The organism is Janthinobacterium sp. GMG1 (genome assembly GCF_034427795.1).
GTDB lineage: Bacteria > Pseudomonadota > Gammaproteobacteria > Burkholderiales > Burkholderiaceae_D > Janthinobacterium.
Genome location: NZ_JAXQNT010000008.1, coordinates 164,928 through 179,460, shown reverse-complemented (window position 1 = coordinate 179,460; position 14,533 = coordinate 164,928). Strand labels below are relative to the sequence as shown.

Genomic DNA, 14,533 nt, shown 5'->3' with positions numbered 1-14,533 from the left:
CAGATCAAAACCAGGGCAAGGCGCTGCTGCTGTCCTGCGGCAATGCCCATTTCGGATCGTAATCGATCTGCGCCAGGTACAGGCCGTCCGGCATGAAGGTGGGCGCGGCCGCGTGGCGGTCCTTGCTTTCCAGCAGATGCCCCAGCCATTCCGGCTTTTCCCGTCCCGTGCCGATGTAGACGAGCGAACCGACGAGGTTGCGCACCATGTGGTGCAGGAAGGCATTGGCCGTAATGGTAAAGATGACGCAATCGCCGCGCCGCTCGATGCGGATGTCATGCATGAGCTTGACAGGCGATTTGGCCTGGCATTGCGCGGCGCGGAAGGCCGTGAAATCGTGCCAGCCCAGCAGCGGCTGCACGGCTTGCCGCATCAGTTCCACGTCCAGCGGCCGGAAAAAGAAGCCGGCACGCCCTTCTACCAGCGGCGAACGGGTAGCGTTGTTGTACAACACATAATGATAGGTGCGTGCGCGGGCGCTGAAACGGGCGTGGAAGAAGTCATTGACCGTCGGATCACCTTCGAGTTCCTTGGCCCAGCGCACGGCGATGGATTTCGGCAGGAAGGCGTTGACGCCGCGCACCCACGAATGCACGTCACGGTTCAGGTCCGTATCGAAATGCACGACTTGCTCGAGCGCATGCACGCCCGTATCCGTGCGGCCGGCGCAAGTGGTGGCCAGGCGCACGCGGGCGAACTGCTCCAGCGCATTTTCCAGCTGGTCCTGCACCGTTTGCCCGTCTTCCTGCTTCTGGTATCCGTGCCAGGCCGTGCCGTCGTACTGCAGGCCGAGGACGATACGCTTGAATGGCGTTGCTGTCGTAATATTTTGCATCGAAGCATTATACCGGCGCAGCAGCCTGCCGCGCCGGCGGGTATTGCTAACTGAGCAGGGCGCGCATGGTATTGGCTTTCTTCACCTGCTCTTCGCTGCCACCCTTGATGACCTCATCGATCAGCTCGCGCGCGCCTTCCTTGTCGCCGATTTCCTGGTAAGCGATCGCCAGGTCCAGCTTGGTATCCATTTCCATGTGGATGGCCGACAGCGGGTCGTCCACGCCCACGCTGGCCGTCTTGCCGTCACTCAGGTCCAGGTCGATGCCGGACAGGTCGAATTCCTGTGCCGGCGGTATGGCTTCCGGCAAGGTGGCGGGCGTTTGCGCATCGTCAAACAGGCTGTCGAGCGAAGGTTCGGCCGCCGCCACCGGCGTGGCAGCGGGTGCCACCGGTTCGTCGAGGTCAAAATGGGCCAGATCGACATCCTTCAACGGATCAGGCAACGGCGTCAAGCCGGCGCCCACGCCATTCACGGGGCCGGCTGGCGGCTCCAGGTCCAGGCCGAAATCCATGCTGGCGTCATACTGCGCATCGTGCGCGGCGGAGACCGGCTTGCTGTCCGGCCCCGGCATGACGATCGGATCGCTGGTGGAGACGGGCTCGAAATCGAGGCTGTCGAGGTCAAAGTCGAGCGGATCGCGCGCATCGCGGGCCGCCACGGCGGATACCGGCTCGGCTGGCGCCAGGTCAGCCAGCGGCGCTGACGGCTCGTCAGGCAAATCCATGCTCTGGCCGTGCAAGTCGTCGCCGGCAGCCTTGCTCAGGCTGACAACGGCGTCGTCTTCCGTATCGCCATACAGGGGGTTGGTGGGATCGAGCGCCAGGCCCAACGCGGCCGCCTGCGGCCACTCTTCGCCCTGGCCACGCGTCAGGCTGTACAGCTCGCTGGCCTGGTCTTCAAATGCGCGCACGTCGTTGCGGGCCGAATAGATTTCCAGCAACTTCAAACGGGCGGCATGGCGCTCCGGATGGATGCGCAAGGCTTCCTTGAGGATATCTTCCGCCTGGCCATCGCGGCCGTAGGCGATATACACGTCCGCTTCGGCGACCGGGTCCGTTTCATTCGCGTCGAGCATGCTGGCGCCCGCTGCGGCGGCCACGCCGGCAGCGGCCGCACCCGTGCCGAACAGGTGGTTGCTCGCTTCGGACTGCTGGTCTTCCGGCGCCAGGCCGGTCGTCGGCGGCGCCACTGGCGCTTCCGGCTCCAGCACGGGAGCGATAGCTTCGGCGGGCGGCGGCGTCTCCTTGCGGCGGCGCGCGATCACCAGCGCGGCCACGGCGGCCAGCAGCGCGGCCAGGCCGATGCCGATGGCGCCCAGGTGGTCGTTGATCTTGTCGGCAAAGGTCGGTTCCAGCGGCGATGGTTTTTTCACCAGCGGCACCGGTTTCGCCTTCGGCACGGGTGGCAGGGCTTCGGCCGGTGCGCTGGCAACGGCGCTGGCAGGCGCGCCAACCGATGCGCTGGCAGCGGCCTCGGCCGGCTTGGCGGGTGCCGGCGCGCTCTTGTCGGCCATGGCCTTGCTCTTGACCGCCATCAGCTTTTCCAGGTCGCTGACGTTCTTTTCCAGCTCCTTGACGCGGGCAGCCGCTTCATCGACCTGTTTCGCCTTGGCGATCTTGTCTTCTTCGCTGGCGACGGCGCTCTTGCCGGCCGACTTGGCCGCCGGCTCCGCCTTCGACAGCTTCAGCTTGTCTTGCGATTCGCTCACGGCCGTCGGTTTTTCCTGCACCTTCGTCGGGCCGATCTTGCCGGCCGTGCTTTGCGTCGCTTGCGCGGCCTTGGCTGGCTTGCTTTGCGACACCTGGCCGGCCAGTTTGTTGCGGTAGGCGTCGAAATCGATGGCGTGCGCCGTCACGATGCCCTTCGCTTCGGCCGCGCCAGTGGCGCGCACGGTGTCCGCACCCGGCACGGCCAGGATGCGCCCGGCCTGCATGCGGTTCATGTTCTCGCCCTTGAAGGCGTCGGGATTGGCGCGGTACAGGGCGACGAGCATCATGTCGAGCGAGACGCCAGATGGCTTCAGTTCGCTGGCGATGCGGCTCAGGGTGTCGCCCGCCTTGACCTTGTATTCACCTGCCGCCTTTTTCACGGCCGGCGGCGCAGTCTCGGCAGCGGCAGAGGCGGCGGCCGGCTTGGCCTTGCCCGGCTCGACTGGTGCAGTCACTTGCGCGCCGCGCGTCTGGCGCGCTTCCGGCGTGTCGAGCACGAATGCATACTCGCGCACCTGGCGGCCGCTCTTGCTGCTCAGTTCCAGCAGCAGGTCGACCATGGGCTCGGCTACCGGTTGCGCCGAACTGATGCGGATGAAGGACTTGCCGTTGCGGTTCTCCACGGCAAACGTCAGCGCATTCAGGGCAGGATTGAATTCCACGTTGGCTTGGCGGTAGGCGTCAGGCGGCGCCAGCTTGGCCAGCAGGCTGGTCGCCTCGCCTGGCTTGACGGCCGATAATTCGACCTCGGCGCGCAGCGGCTGGCCGGCGGCGGACAGCACCGTGATCTTGCCCAGCTCGGCTGCGGATACCGCCGGTGACAATAACACCGCACAGGCGACAGCGCTGCTGAGTGTTTGAATGGCAAGGGAGGCGACCCGGGGACGAGTGTGTACAGGCATAGTTGGCGGCATCTTAGTTGACATGGGAAAACTGTTACTTTTCCAGAGGTATCAACATATCATCATGCCCAGAGCTATGCAAGCTCCGCATGGTTGAGCCTTGACGGGCTCAGGACGAAAAAAAAGCCGGGAAAACAGCCCCGGCTTGATCTGGATCAGCAATTTGTGGCGCTTACGCGTCCAGCAAAATACGCAGCATGCGGCGCAGCGGCTCGGCCGCGCCCCACAGCAACTGGTCGCCCACGGTGAAGGCGGACAGGTATTCGCCGCCCATGCTCATCTTGCGCACGCGGCCGACGGGGATCGTCAGGCTGCCCGTGACGGCCGCCGGCGACAGGTCGCGCACGGACGCTTCGCGCGTGTTCGGCACGAATTTCACCCACTGATTGTTGCTGGCGATGATGTCGTTGATTTCATCGAGCGGCACGTCTTTTTTCAGCTTGATGGTCAGCGCTTGCGAATGGCAGCGCATGGCGCCGATGCGCACGCACAGGCCGTCCACAGGGATTTCCTTGGTGCCGAAGTCGATGCCGCGGCCCAGGATCTTGTTCGTTTCCGCGCCCGCTTTCCACTCTTCCTTCGACTGGCCGTTGCCCAGGTCCTTGTCGATCCACGGGATCAGGTTGCCGGCCAGCGGCGCGCCGAATTGCTTGATTTCATCCGGGGAATAGCCGTGCTGGGTGGCCAGCACCTGGCGGTCGATTTCCAGGATGGCGGAAGCGGGGTTGTCCAGCAGCGCCTTGACGGAACCGTTGATGGTGCCAAATTGCGTCAGCAGTTCGCGCATGTGCTGCGCGCCGCCGCCCGATGCCGCCTGATAAGTCATCGACGTCATCCAGTCGATCAAATCGTGCTGGAACAGGCCGCCCAGGCCCATCATCATGCACGATACGGTGCAATTGCCGCCGATGTAGTTCTTGACGCCCTTGCCCAGCGCATCCTTGATGACGTGCAGGTTGACGGGGTCGAGCACGATGACGGCGTCTTTTTCCATGCGCAAGGTCGAGGCCGCATCGATCCAGTAGCCATTCCAGCCCGCTGCGCGCAGCTGCGGGAAGACGGCGCTCGTGTAGTCGCCGCCCTGGCAGGAAATGATGATGTCGCACTTGGACAGTTCGGCGATGTTGTTGGCATCCTTGAGGATGGTTTCATTCTTCGCCATGGCCGGCGCCGCGCCGCCCGTGTTCGAGGTGGTGAAAAACACCGGTTCGATGTGGGCGAAATCGCCCTCTTCCTGCATGCGTTGCATCAGGACCGAACCGACCATACCGCGCCAACCTACCAAGCCAACTAATTTCATTACCATTCCTCAAGATGAGACGGCGACTGCCGTCATTAGACTATTTTATCCCAGTGCTTTTACAACTGCATCACCCATCGCCTCAGTACCGACCAAAGTCGTGCCCGCTTCGTGGATATCGGCCGTGCGCAAACCCTGCGCCAGCACTTGCTTGACGGCTGCCTCGATGCGGTTTGCCTGCTCTTCGCGGTTCAGCGAATAGCGCAGCATCATGGCGGCCGACAAGATCGTCGCCAGCGGATTGGCGATGCCCTTGCCCGCGATATCGGGTGCCGAACCGTGCGATGGCTCGTACAGGCCCTTGTTGTTGGCGTCCAGCGAGGCCGACGGCAGCATGCCGATCGAACCCGTCAGCATGGCGGCAGCGTCCGACAAGATGTCGCCGAACATGTTGCCCGTCACCATGACGTCGAATTTCTTTGGCGCCCGCACCAGTTGCATGGCCGCGTTGTCGACATACATATGATCAAGCGCAACATCCGGGTATTCCTTGTGCACGTCGGTGACGATGTCTTTCCAGAACTGGAAGGTTTCCAGCACGTTCGCCTTGTCCACGCTGGTGAGGCGCTTGTCGCGCTTTTGTGCCGCCTGAAAAGCCACATGGGCGATGCGGCGGATTTCGCCTTCCGCATAGCGCATGGTGTCAAAACCTTCGCGCTGACCCTTGAACGGACCGTCCGGGCACTCGCGCACGCCACGGGGCTGGCCAAAATAAATGTCGCCCGTCAATTCACGGATAATCAAAATGTCCAGGCCAGACACCACTTCCGGCTTCAGGGTCGAGGCGCCCGCCAGTTCCGGATACAAAATGGCCGGACGCAGGTTGGCGAACAGGCCCAGGTTCCTGCGCAAGCCCAAAATCGCCTGTTCCGGACGGAACTGGCGCTCGAGGTTGTCGTACTGGTAGTCGCCCACGGCGCCGAACAGCACGGCATCGGCCGCTTTCGCCAGCGCCAGCGTGCCTTCCGGCAGCGGGTGGCCATGGGCCGCATAGCCGGCGCCGCCCACGGGCGCCGTTTCCAGCTCGAACGATTCGCCCAGCACATTCAAGACCTTGACGGCTTGCGCGACGATTTCAGGACCGATGCCGTCGCCGGGTAAGATTGCAATTTTCATGGAATGATCTTTAGATAACGTTGGCCAGCCAAGGCTGATTAGTCAGATGCCGTTCTTCGAAGGCGCGGATATCGTCGGCGTGACGCAAGGTCAGGCCGATATCGTCGAGGCCATTCATCAGGCAATATTTGCGGAAGGCGTCGATCTCGAACGGGTACGACACGGAACCATTGCTGGTGCGCACGCATTGCTGCTCCAGGTCCACCACCAGCTTGAAGCCGGGGAACGCCTTGACTTCATTGAACAGGTGCTCGACCTGGCTTTCCGACAGCACGATGGGCAGCAAGCCGTTCTTGTAGCAATTATTGAAGAAGATGTCGGCGAACGAGGGCGCGATGATGGCGCGGAAGCCATACTGATCGAGTGCCCACGGCGCGTGTTCGCGCGAGGAACCGCAGCCGAAATTCTTGCGCGTCAGCAAGATCGAGGCGCCCTGGTAGCGCGGCTCGTTGAGCACGAACTCCGGGTTCAGCGGGCGGCGGCTGTTGTCCTGGCCCGGTTCGCCATGGTCGAGATAGCGCCATTCGTCGAACAGGTTGGGGCCGAAGCCGCTGCGGTGGATCGATTTCAGGAATTGCTTCGGGATAATCGCGTCGGTGTCGACGTTGGCGCGGTCCAGCGGGGCGACCAGGCCTTCGTAAATCGTAAATTTATCCATGCTGTTTCTACTCGGTAGGACGCGCGGCGCTGGGCGCCGGCACGTCACGGTTTATTTTCCGCCGGCGCCAGTGACGACCTGGCCGACTTTCTGCACATCGCGGCCGATGCCGGAGACGGTGTTGCAGCCAGACAGGATCACGGTGGCGATGAGGAGGGCGAAGAGTTTTTTCATGATGATTTCTTGATAGTAAGTAAGGGACTGGGAACGCTAGTGTAAACCAGCGGCGCCAGTCCCTGCCGTCATCGCAAGCCCCGCACGTCGACAAAGTGGCCGGCGATACCCGCCGCGGCCGCCATCGCGGGCGACACCAGGTGGGTACGGCCGCCCTGCCCTTGCCGGCCTTCAAAGTTGCGGTTCGAGGTCGAGGCACAGCGTTCGCCCGGTTCCAGGCGGTCCGCATTCATGGCCAGGCACATGGAGCAACCCGGTTCGCGCCATTCGAAGCCGGCATCCTTGAAGATGCGGTCCAGGCCTTCGCGTTCGGCCTGATCCTTGACGAGGCCGGAACCGGGCACGACCAGCGCCAGGGTCACGTTCGAGGCGCGGTACTTGCCGCGCACCACGGCGGCGGCCGCACGCAAATCCTCGATGCGCGAATTGGTGCAGGAACCGATGAAAACCTTGTCGATACGTACGTCGGTGATCGGCGTGTTCGGTTTGAGGGCCATGTAGACCAGGGCTTTTTCGATGGCGTCGCGCTTGACGCTGTCTTTTTCATTGTCCGGATCTGGCACGCGGCCATCGATGCCGATGACCATTTCCGGCGACGTGCCCCATGTCACTTGCGGTTGAATCTCTTGCGCGTTGAGCGTGACGACGAGGTCGAAACGGGCGCCCGGGTCCGAATGCAGGGTGCGCCAATAGGTCACGGCCCGTTCCCAGTGCGGACCGGCCGGCGAAAACGGACGGCCCTTGACGTAATTGATGGTGGTGTCGTCCACGCCGATGATGCCGGCGCGCGCGCCCGCCTCGATGGCCATGTTGCACACCGTCATGCGCCCTTCCATCGACAGCGCGCGGATGGCCGAGCCGCCGAACTCGATACAGTAGCCCGTGCCGCCGGCCGTGCCGATCTTGCCGATGATGGCCAGCACGATATCTTTCGCTGTCACGCCGGCCGGCAAGGCGCCGTCGACCTGCACCAGCATGGATTTGGATTTCTTTTGCAGCAAGGTCTGCGTGGCCAGCACGTGCTCCACTTCGGACGTGCCGATGCCGTGCGCCAGCGCGCCGAAGGCGCCGTGCGTGGACGTGTGCGAATCGCCGCAGACGACCGTCATGCCGGGCAGGGTCGCGCCCTGTTCCGGGCCGATCACATGCACGATACCCTGGCGCTTGTCGTTCATGTTGAAGTAGGTCAAGCCGTAGTGCTTGGCGTTCTTGTCCAGCGTTTCCACCTGCAGGCGCGAAACGGGGTCGGCAATGCCGTCGACCCGGCTGGTGGTGGGCACGTTATGGTCGGCCACGGCCAGGTTGGCGGAAATGCGCCACGGCTGGCGGCCCGCCACGCTGAGGCCATCGAAGGCTTGCGGGCTGGTGACTTCGTGCAGCAGGTGCCGGTCGATGTACAGAATTGTCGTGCCATCATCTTCGGCCCGAACAACGTGGGATTCCCAAAGTTTGTCGTAAAGCGTCTTCATCATGATTTATGCAGCGTTGCCACAGCCTGTTTAAGTGATCAAGTGATACCAGGTCATACGGTGATCCACAAGGATTATGCCATATATTGGGGAATACAGAACCGAAACAGGTAAAAGCGTGGGATTGGCGATACAAAGTTCGGCTCATTTGTTCGATATGGGCGAAAAATTGCCGATATCGCCTTACTGGCGGCATACCGGCCCCGTCCGCACGCAGGCCGCCGAACGAGTCACGGCGCGGTCAAAAAAATGATATTTTTTACTCAATCTTTCGTGTATTGTATTTCGACAATAATGACCGGCGCGCGCAAGCGCACGCGCCCACAACCGATGGGGACCTGAATGAAACTGCACTTCTGGGCGCTGGCCGCCCTCACCCTGGCCAACACGCATGCGCTGGCCGCCGCGCCGGGAGAAACCTGCGTGCGGGACTTGCGCGCGATTACTCCCTTCCTGCTGGAAAATGATACGGGCGCACGCGCCCACCTGGCGCAAAAGGGCCAGGCCTACTTCGACCTGGCGCTGGCCACGGCCTCCACGGCGGCGGCCAGCGCGGCCGACGACAAAGCTTGCAACGCGATCCTGGGAAACTATCTGGGCATGTGGCGCAAGAGCCATTTGTATGTGAAGCCGGGCAGCGTGCAAGAGATTGCCAAGCCGGCGCCAGCCAGGCCGAACGTGGCGAGCCAGGCAGCCCCGTCGAAGGAGCCGGCGCTGCAAATCTTGTCTGACGCGACGGTGCTGCTGAGCCTGCCCAGCTTTCACGACCCCTACCGCGCCGCCGTGGCCGCCCTGCTCGATACGCATCGCGCGGTACTGGCAGCGCGTCCCAACTGGATCATCGACGTGCGCCGCAACGCCGGCGGCAGCGACAGCACGTATGCGCCGCTGCTGCAATGGATCAGCTCAGACGAGATGGTCAGCGTGGGCGCCGAATGGCTGTCCACGCCGGCCAATATCGCGAGCCAGGAAAAAATCTGCGCGCTGGTGGCACCCGGCGACCAGGACTGCATCGACTTTGCGACCCAGGCCGTGAAACAGATGCGCACGGTCAAGCCTGGCGACTACGTGCCACAGGAAAATGACGAACTCATCAGCTATGCCCGCGTGAGCGCGCAGGAGCCGCGCCGGCCCGCACGCGTGGCCGTGCTGATGGACAGCGAGTGCGCCAGTTCCTGCGAGGAATTCCTGCTGGCGGCGCGGCAAAGTTTTCATGTCAAATTGATCGGCCGCAACAGCGAAGGCGCGCTCGACTATTCCAACCTGCGCCTGCACGCCCTGCCTTCCGGCGTGCGCGAGTTGCAATACGCGACCTCGCGCTCGGCCCGGCTGCCGCATCTGCAAGTGGACCTGGGCGGCATCATGCCCGACATCTACCTGCCGCCGCCGAAGGACGAAGCGGGGCGCGCCCAGGAAATCGTGCGCGTGCAGCGCTGGCTGGAAGGCGGCACGCTACGCCCTAACAACATTTGACACCGCTGGCGCCATAAAAAAAGCCCGCCATACCTGGCGGGCTTTCCAAAGAATACAGCGACACTTACGTCAGGCAGCTAAACGCACGCTACCTCGACAACCATCCATCAGGAACGACAGGCCGACTACCAGCACCAGCTCGCCTTCAGCCGAGCGGGCCGTGCCCGTGATGCCTTCCACGGTGATGGCCGTCATCGGCTTGATCACCAGGTCGGCCGTGCCATCGACGGCTTCCACGGCGAGAATGTACGGCTGTGGCGCAGCGACCACGATGCCGACGCGCTCGCTGCACGATTCGTAGCCCAGCGAGCCGGCCAGCGAGCGCACAGGCAATGGACGTCCCTGGTCTTTCAGCACGGGCGCGCCGCCCACTTCCATGAAAGTTTCCGGCAATTCGACGACGCGCTGCACCACGGCCATCGGCAGCGCCAGCGCGGCGCCCGAGGTCGACACAAGCATGGTCGGCACGATCGACAGTTCGATCGGCAGGCGGATGGCGAACTTGGTGCCCTTGCCCAGCGCCGATTCAATGTGGATGGCGCCGCGGTTTTTCTCCACGGCCGTTTTCACCACGTCCATGCCCACGCCGCGGCCGGAAACGCTGGACGCGACTTCCTTGGTCGAGAAGCCCGGCAGGAACACCAGCTGGAAGCATTCGTCGTTGCTCAATTGCGCGTTTTCGCTGATCAAGCCCTTTTGCTGGGCCTTGCTGCGCAGGAAGGCCGGATCCATGCCCTTGCCATCATCCTGCAGCACGATCATGACACTGTTGGCTTCCTGCCAGGCTTTCAGCGAAATATACGATTTGGCGGGCTTGCCGGCAGCCAGGCGCGCTTCCGGCGATTCGACGCCATGGTCGAGCGAGTTGCGCAGCATGTGCACGAGCGGATCGTACAGGCTGTCGACCACCACGCGGTCGACTTCCGTTTCCGCGCCTTCGATGGTCAGTTCGACATCCTTGCCCAGATCCTTGGCCAGCTCGCGCACCAGGCGCGGGAATTTCTGGAACAGGCGGCCGACAGGCTGCATGCGCGTGGCCAGGGTGGCCCGCTGCAGTTCCGTCGAGTAACGCGAAGCGCGTTCCAGGGTTTCCGCCAGGGTCGCCATCAAGGTGGCGGCCTGGCCTTCGAATTTGAATTGCAGCAAGCGCTCGAGCAGCACGGCAGCCTGGTTGGCGGCCTGCACGGATTCGCCGGCCACTTCCAGCAAGGCGTCGAGCTTGACGGCGTCGACGCGGATGCTGTCTTCCTTGACGGGCGCGGCATGGCGCACTTCCGGACGCTCTTCGCGGCGTTCGGCGCCATCCCAGGCCTTGGCGACCGGTTTGGCGGCAGCAGCGGCAGCAGCAGGCGCGGCGACCACGGCGGCAGGCGCAGCGGCGACGACGGACACCGGCGGCGCTGCTGCGACGCGATTACCCTCGGGCACGACGGCGTTATACATGCCTTCCCAGTCCAGGCCATCGATGCTGGCAGTGGCAACGGCGGCGGCAGGCGCGGCCACGACGACTTCGACAACCTCGGCAACGGCAACTTCCGCCACCAAGGCGGCAGCTGGCGCAGGCGCGTCCATGCCCTTGCCTTCGATGGCGTTCGTCAGGATGTGTTCCAGCTCTTCGGGCATGGCCGGCAAGCTTTCCGGCGCGGCGCCATTCGCCAGCTCCGTCAGCTGGTCGGCCACGAATCCGGACGCTTGCAGCGCCGCCTCGATGGCGATCGGCGTCACGGGCGCGGCACCCGTGCGCAAGGCGTCGAACAGGTTTTCCGTCAGATGGCAGGCTGCCACCAGCGCGGGCAAGCCCATGAAGCCGGCGCCACCCTTGATGGTGTGGAAGGAACGAAACACGGCATTCAGTGTTTCCTTGTTGTCAGGATCACGCTCGAGGCGCAATAAGTGCTCTTCAACATTAACCGCAAGATCCATCGCCTCAACGACGAAATCCTTGAGCATATCGTCCATTAGAATCCCAAATCCGCAAGAAGGTCGTCTACATTATCCTGGTCCAGCGCCACCGACGGCACGGACGGGCCCTGCATCAGCGGCGCGTCCTGCTTCTGTGCGAGTTTCTCGCGCACTTCGGCCGGCGCGTTGTCGCGCAGCAGCTGAGCCAACTCGTGCTCCACCGTCTTGGTGATGTTGACCACTTTTTTGATCAGCTGGCCCGTGATGTCCTGGAAGTCCTGGGCCATCATAATTTCCAGCAAGCGTGCTTTTTCCGCTTCCGTCGCTTCGGCAACGGCTTGCGCGAACTGGCGCGAATCGCCGGCCAGAGCCTTGAATTCTTCCAGGCTCAGCTTGCCGTCGAACAAGGCTGTCCAGCGGCCGTCCATGTCCTTGGCTTTCTTCGACAACACGTCTTGCGCCGGCATGCCTTCGTCGAGCGTATTCAGTACCTTGTTGGCGGCCTGCTCCGTCAGGGTGGCGACATATTCGAGGCGGTCCTGGGCATCGACGATCTGCGACGACGCTTCCGTCAACGCCTTGTCGTAGCCCAGTTCACGCAGCGAATCGTGCAGCAGGCGCACGATGCCGCCCAGGCGCTCGAACATCGGCTTGTCGGACTGGTCGACAGGATCTGCCGCCTCGCCATGCGCGTCGGCGCTGGCCACGGGGGCCGCTTGCGCAGCGGCTGGCGCGGCAGCCACCGGCGCCGCTGCGGCTGCCGGGACGGCGGCGCTGGCCGACACGGAGTCGAACAGCGCGTCAAAATCATCATCCGCGATCACGGCAGGAGCGGGCGCGGCGGCGGGCGCCGGCGTGGCTGCGGCCGCGCTTTGCGCGGATACTTCATCGAATAATGCATCGAAATCATCAGCGGCGTTGGTCATATCCCTGCTTCTCCATAATTTGTCAAAATTCCGCCTGAACTGTGCGTTTTACAGACTGATACCCACAATTTCTCGATTAAGATGATTTGAGGCAATACCGCTGCGATGGTGCGAGTGTAGCAGGGCGCCGCCCTGTTGGTAAATCTCAAAACGCGCTTCCTGGTGCAAAGCGGGTCCACAAGAGCTTTTCCGCCAGGAAATAAGTGTTCCTGCTGTTGTATTTTGAAATACTACCATTGGCGTGCGTGCAAGACCACGCGCGACATGACAAATCCTGCCTCCGGGCGCCTGCGCAACAGCCTCGCACGGCCATCGTTGCAGCTAAACACGATCTTTCTGCCAATGTTGTCTATACTGAAGGTGCAGTAGTATTGATAATTATCAAGTCTTTACATGAATACAATGCTGCCGCCACGTCTACAATAAGAGGCGTTGCGCGCGCTGAGTCACTGCCAAAGGACCTGCCATGTATAAGAAAATTCTGATCGCCACGGACGGCTCCACCGTCTCCAACTTGACGGCCTGTGCCGGCGTTGCCTTTGCCGAACAGATGCACGCCGACATCCTTGCCGTGTACGTGGCGCCCGAGTACCAGTACCCGGTGTACATCGAAATCATTCCACCGAGCTATCCCAGCGAAGAGGAATACCGCATCGCCATGCGCAAGGCGGGCGCCGACCACTGGCAGCCCATCCTCGACGCGGCCGCCAAGCGGGGTCTGCAGGCGACGGGCTTGACGGCCTTTTCCGACAGCCCGGCCCTGAAAATCGTGGAAGTGGCGCAATTGCAGCAATGCGACCTGATCTTCATGGGCTCGCACGGCCGCAGCGGCTGGGGGCAGTTACTGCTGGGCAGCGTGACCAACAAGGTGCTGTCGCACTCGAAACTGCCCGTGCTCGTGCACAGGCTGATCAAGGAACCCCCGGCAAAATAAGGGGTCACATGGCCACGAAGGCCGCCGTCGCCGGCGCACCAAGAAAAAGGCAAACGTGCGGCCACTTCAGTTAAAATGACAACATTTCTCGTTTCTTAACATTTGATTGTCCGGTGACGGACAGAGCAGATTACACGCCACCAGATTGCCCGCCTATGATACGTATTGTGATTGCCGACGACCACACCATCATGCGTGAAGGATTAAAGCGCATCCTTGACGGCGCGCCGGATATCGACATCGTGGGTGAAGCCATCGACGGTTTTGAAGTCCTCAACCATGTGCGCCAGGGCGGCTTCGACCTGTTGCTGCTCGACCTGTCGATGCCGGGCCGCAGCGGCGTCGACCTGATCCGGCAAATCCGCAGCGAGGCGCCCAAGCTGTCCATCCTGATCCTCACCATGCACGAGGAAGAACAATATGCGGTGCGCGCCATCCGCGCCGGCGCGCAAGGCTATCTGACCAAGGAAAGCGCGGGCACCCAGCTCGTGGGCGCCATCCACAAGGTGGCGTCGGGCCGTCCCTATATCAGCGCCGAGGTGGCGGAGCAACTCGTGCTCAACATCATGATGCCGAATGAAAGCTTGCTGCACAAACAGTTGTCGGACCGCGAATTCGAAGTCTTTTCCCTGCTGGTGGCAGGCAAGTCGATCACGGAAATTGCCAACAACCTGCACCTGAGCGTCAAAACGGTGAGTACGCACAAGACGCGCATCATGCAAAAAATGGGTATGAGTTCGCTGTCGGAAATGGTCCAGTATGCCGTCGCGCACCGCCTGCTTTCCCCCTTCAAGACCTAAGTCCGGCGGCGCGCGCCCGCGCGTCGACTGTAGGAACAATCCTACTACATCTACCACAGCTCCTACTGCCATATTCAGCCACTGCTGATATTAATTGCATACGGTTGTTGGCATACTGAAACCAGTAATCAAGTTGCTGGGAAGTTATTTCATCACACAGCAAGTCTTCAGCGAATTGAGCATTACCTGCCTGAACGCGCGCCGCCGGCCCTTGCCCGCCCGCCGTCCCGCGCACCCCGTTATTCAACTCTGAACTACCTGTCACCAGGAGATGAACATGCTGTCCACGCAAACGCCCGACACCCGCGCCGCCTCACCATCGCTGCCCCCCT

The 14,533-nt window shown here is 62.4% G+C and carries 12 protein-coding genes; 3 read left to right on the top strand and 9 right to left on the bottom strand.

The features are described from left to right. Positions 1-4: 4 nt before the first annotated feature. From truA to leuC, 7 genes are all read right to left on the bottom strand, one after another. Positions 5-835 (bottom strand): tRNA pseudouridine(38-40) synthase TruA, encoded by an 831-nt coding sequence (truA, locus tag SJI03_RS21050; protein ID WP_099379146.1) that lies wholly within the window; start codon positions 833-835, stop codon positions 5-7. A gap of 46 nt (positions 836-881) precedes the next feature. Next, the gene (locus tag SJI03_RS21045) at positions 882-3,371 is read right to left on the bottom strand and encodes a FimV/HubP family polar landmark protein (protein WP_416208776.1); all 2,490 of its coding nucleotides are present in this window, start codon (positions 3,369-3,371) and stop codon (positions 882-884) included. A gap of 250 nt (positions 3,372-3,621) precedes the next feature. Further along, positions 3,622-4,749: an aspartate-semialdehyde dehydrogenase gene (gene asd / locus SJI03_RS21040; protein ID WP_071653756.1), complete on the bottom strand. Its 1,128-nt coding sequence runs from the start codon at positions 4,747-4,749 to the stop codon at positions 3,622-3,624. A gap of 45 nt (positions 4,750-4,794) precedes the next feature. After that, complete coding sequence (leuB, locus tag SJI03_RS21035) at positions 4,795-5,865, bottom strand: 3-isopropylmalate dehydrogenase (RefSeq protein ID WP_322428444.1); 1,071 nt, start codon at positions 5,863-5,865, stop codon at positions 4,795-4,797. A 10-nt stretch (positions 5,866-5,875) separates the two neighbouring features. Further along, positions 5,876-6,523 carry a 3-isopropylmalate dehydratase small subunit gene (leuD, locus tag SJI03_RS21030; RefSeq protein WP_035821053.1) on the bottom strand — a complete coding sequence of 216 codons (648 nt, stop codon included), beginning with the start codon at positions 6,521-6,523 and terminating at the stop codon, positions 5,876-5,878. A gap of 51 nt (positions 6,524-6,574) precedes the next feature. Next, a complete protein-coding gene (locus SJI03_RS21025) occupies positions 6,575-6,697 on the bottom strand; it encodes a lipoprotein (protein ID WP_010400408.1) in 123 nt (40 codons plus the stop codon). Between the two features lie 68 nt (positions 6,698-6,765). Then, positions 6,766-8,169: a 3-isopropylmalate dehydratase large subunit gene (gene leuC, locus SJI03_RS21020; protein WP_099379143.1), complete on the bottom strand. Its 1,404-nt coding sequence runs from the start codon at positions 8,167-8,169 to the stop codon at positions 6,766-6,768. A 339-nt stretch (positions 8,170-8,508) separates the two neighbouring features. On the opposite strand from leuC, the gene SJI03_RS21015 reads away from it, so the two are divergent. Beyond that, positions 8,509-9,639 (top strand): S41 family peptidase, encoded by a 1,131-nt coding sequence (locus SJI03_RS21015; protein ID WP_322428443.1) that lies wholly within the window; start codon positions 8,509-8,511, stop codon positions 9,637-9,639. Between the two features lie 69 nt (positions 9,640-9,708). Here the strand turns inward: SJI03_RS21015 and SJI03_RS21010 are convergent, their stop codons facing one another. Further along, positions 9,709-11,598 (bottom strand): chemotaxis protein CheA, encoded by a 1,890-nt coding sequence (locus SJI03_RS21010; protein ID WP_322428442.1) that lies wholly within the window; start codon positions 11,596-11,598, stop codon positions 9,709-9,711. After that, the gene (locus tag SJI03_RS21005; protein ID WP_099379140.1) at positions 11,598-12,467 is read right to left on the bottom strand and encodes a protein phosphatase CheZ; all 870 of its coding nucleotides are present in this window, start codon (positions 12,465-12,467) and stop codon (positions 11,598-11,600) included. The genes SJI03_RS21010 and SJI03_RS21005 overlap by 1 nt, the downstream gene beginning before the upstream one ends. Positions 12,468-12,933: 466 nt before the next feature. On the opposite strand from SJI03_RS21005, the gene SJI03_RS21000 reads away from it, so the two are divergent. Both SJI03_RS21000 and SJI03_RS20995 read left to right on the top strand, forming a co-directional pair. After that, on the top strand, positions 12,934-13,401 hold the full coding sequence (locus SJI03_RS21000) for a universal stress protein (RefSeq protein WP_070260284.1): 468 nt from the start codon (positions 12,934-12,936) through the stop codon (positions 13,399-13,401). A 155-nt stretch (positions 13,402-13,556) separates the two neighbouring features. Next, positions 13,557-14,201 carry a response regulator transcription factor gene (locus SJI03_RS20995; RefSeq protein WP_034783426.1) on the top strand — a complete coding sequence of 215 codons (645 nt, stop codon included), beginning with the start codon at positions 13,557-13,559 and terminating at the stop codon, positions 14,199-14,201. Positions 14,202-14,533: the final 332 nt, after the last annotated feature.

Coding starts and splice junctions, on each gene's coding strand:
- leuC (WP_099379143.1), bottom strand. CDS start 8,169: ATGATGAAGACGCTTTACGACAAACTTTGGGAATCCCACGTTGTTCGG.
- SJI03_RS20995 (WP_034783426.1), top strand. CDS start 13,557: ATGATACGTATTGTGATTGCCGACGACCACACCATCATGCGTGAAGGA.
- truA (WP_099379146.1), bottom strand. CDS start 835: ATGCAAAATATTACGACAGCAACGCCATTCAAGCGTATCGTCCTCGGC.
- asd (WP_071653756.1), bottom strand. CDS start 4,749: ATGAAATTAGTTGGCTTGGTAGGTTGGCGCGGTATGGTCGGTTCGGTC.
- leuD (WP_035821053.1), bottom strand. CDS start 6,523: ATGGATAAATTTACGATTTACGAAGGCCTGGTCGCCCCGCTGGACCGC.
- SJI03_RS21015 (WP_322428443.1), top strand. CDS start 8,509: ATGAAACTGCACTTCTGGGCGCTGGCCGCCCTCACCCTGGCCAACACG.
- SJI03_RS21000 (WP_070260284.1), top strand. CDS start 12,934: ATGTATAAGAAAATTCTGATCGCCACGGACGGCTCCACCGTCTCCAAC.
- SJI03_RS21025 (WP_010400408.1), bottom strand. CDS start 6,697: ATGAAAAAACTCTTCGCCCTCCTCATCGCCACCGTGATCCTGTCTGGC.
- leuB (WP_322428444.1), bottom strand. CDS start 5,865: ATGAAAATTGCAATCTTACCCGGCGACGGCATCGGTCCTGAAATCGTC.
- SJI03_RS21005 (WP_099379140.1), bottom strand. CDS start 12,467: ATGACCAACGCCGCTGATGATTTCGATGCATTATTCGATGAAGTATCC.
- SJI03_RS21010 (WP_322428442.1), bottom strand. CDS start 11,598: ATGGACGATATGCTCAAGGATTTCGTCGTTGAGGCGATGGATCTTGCG.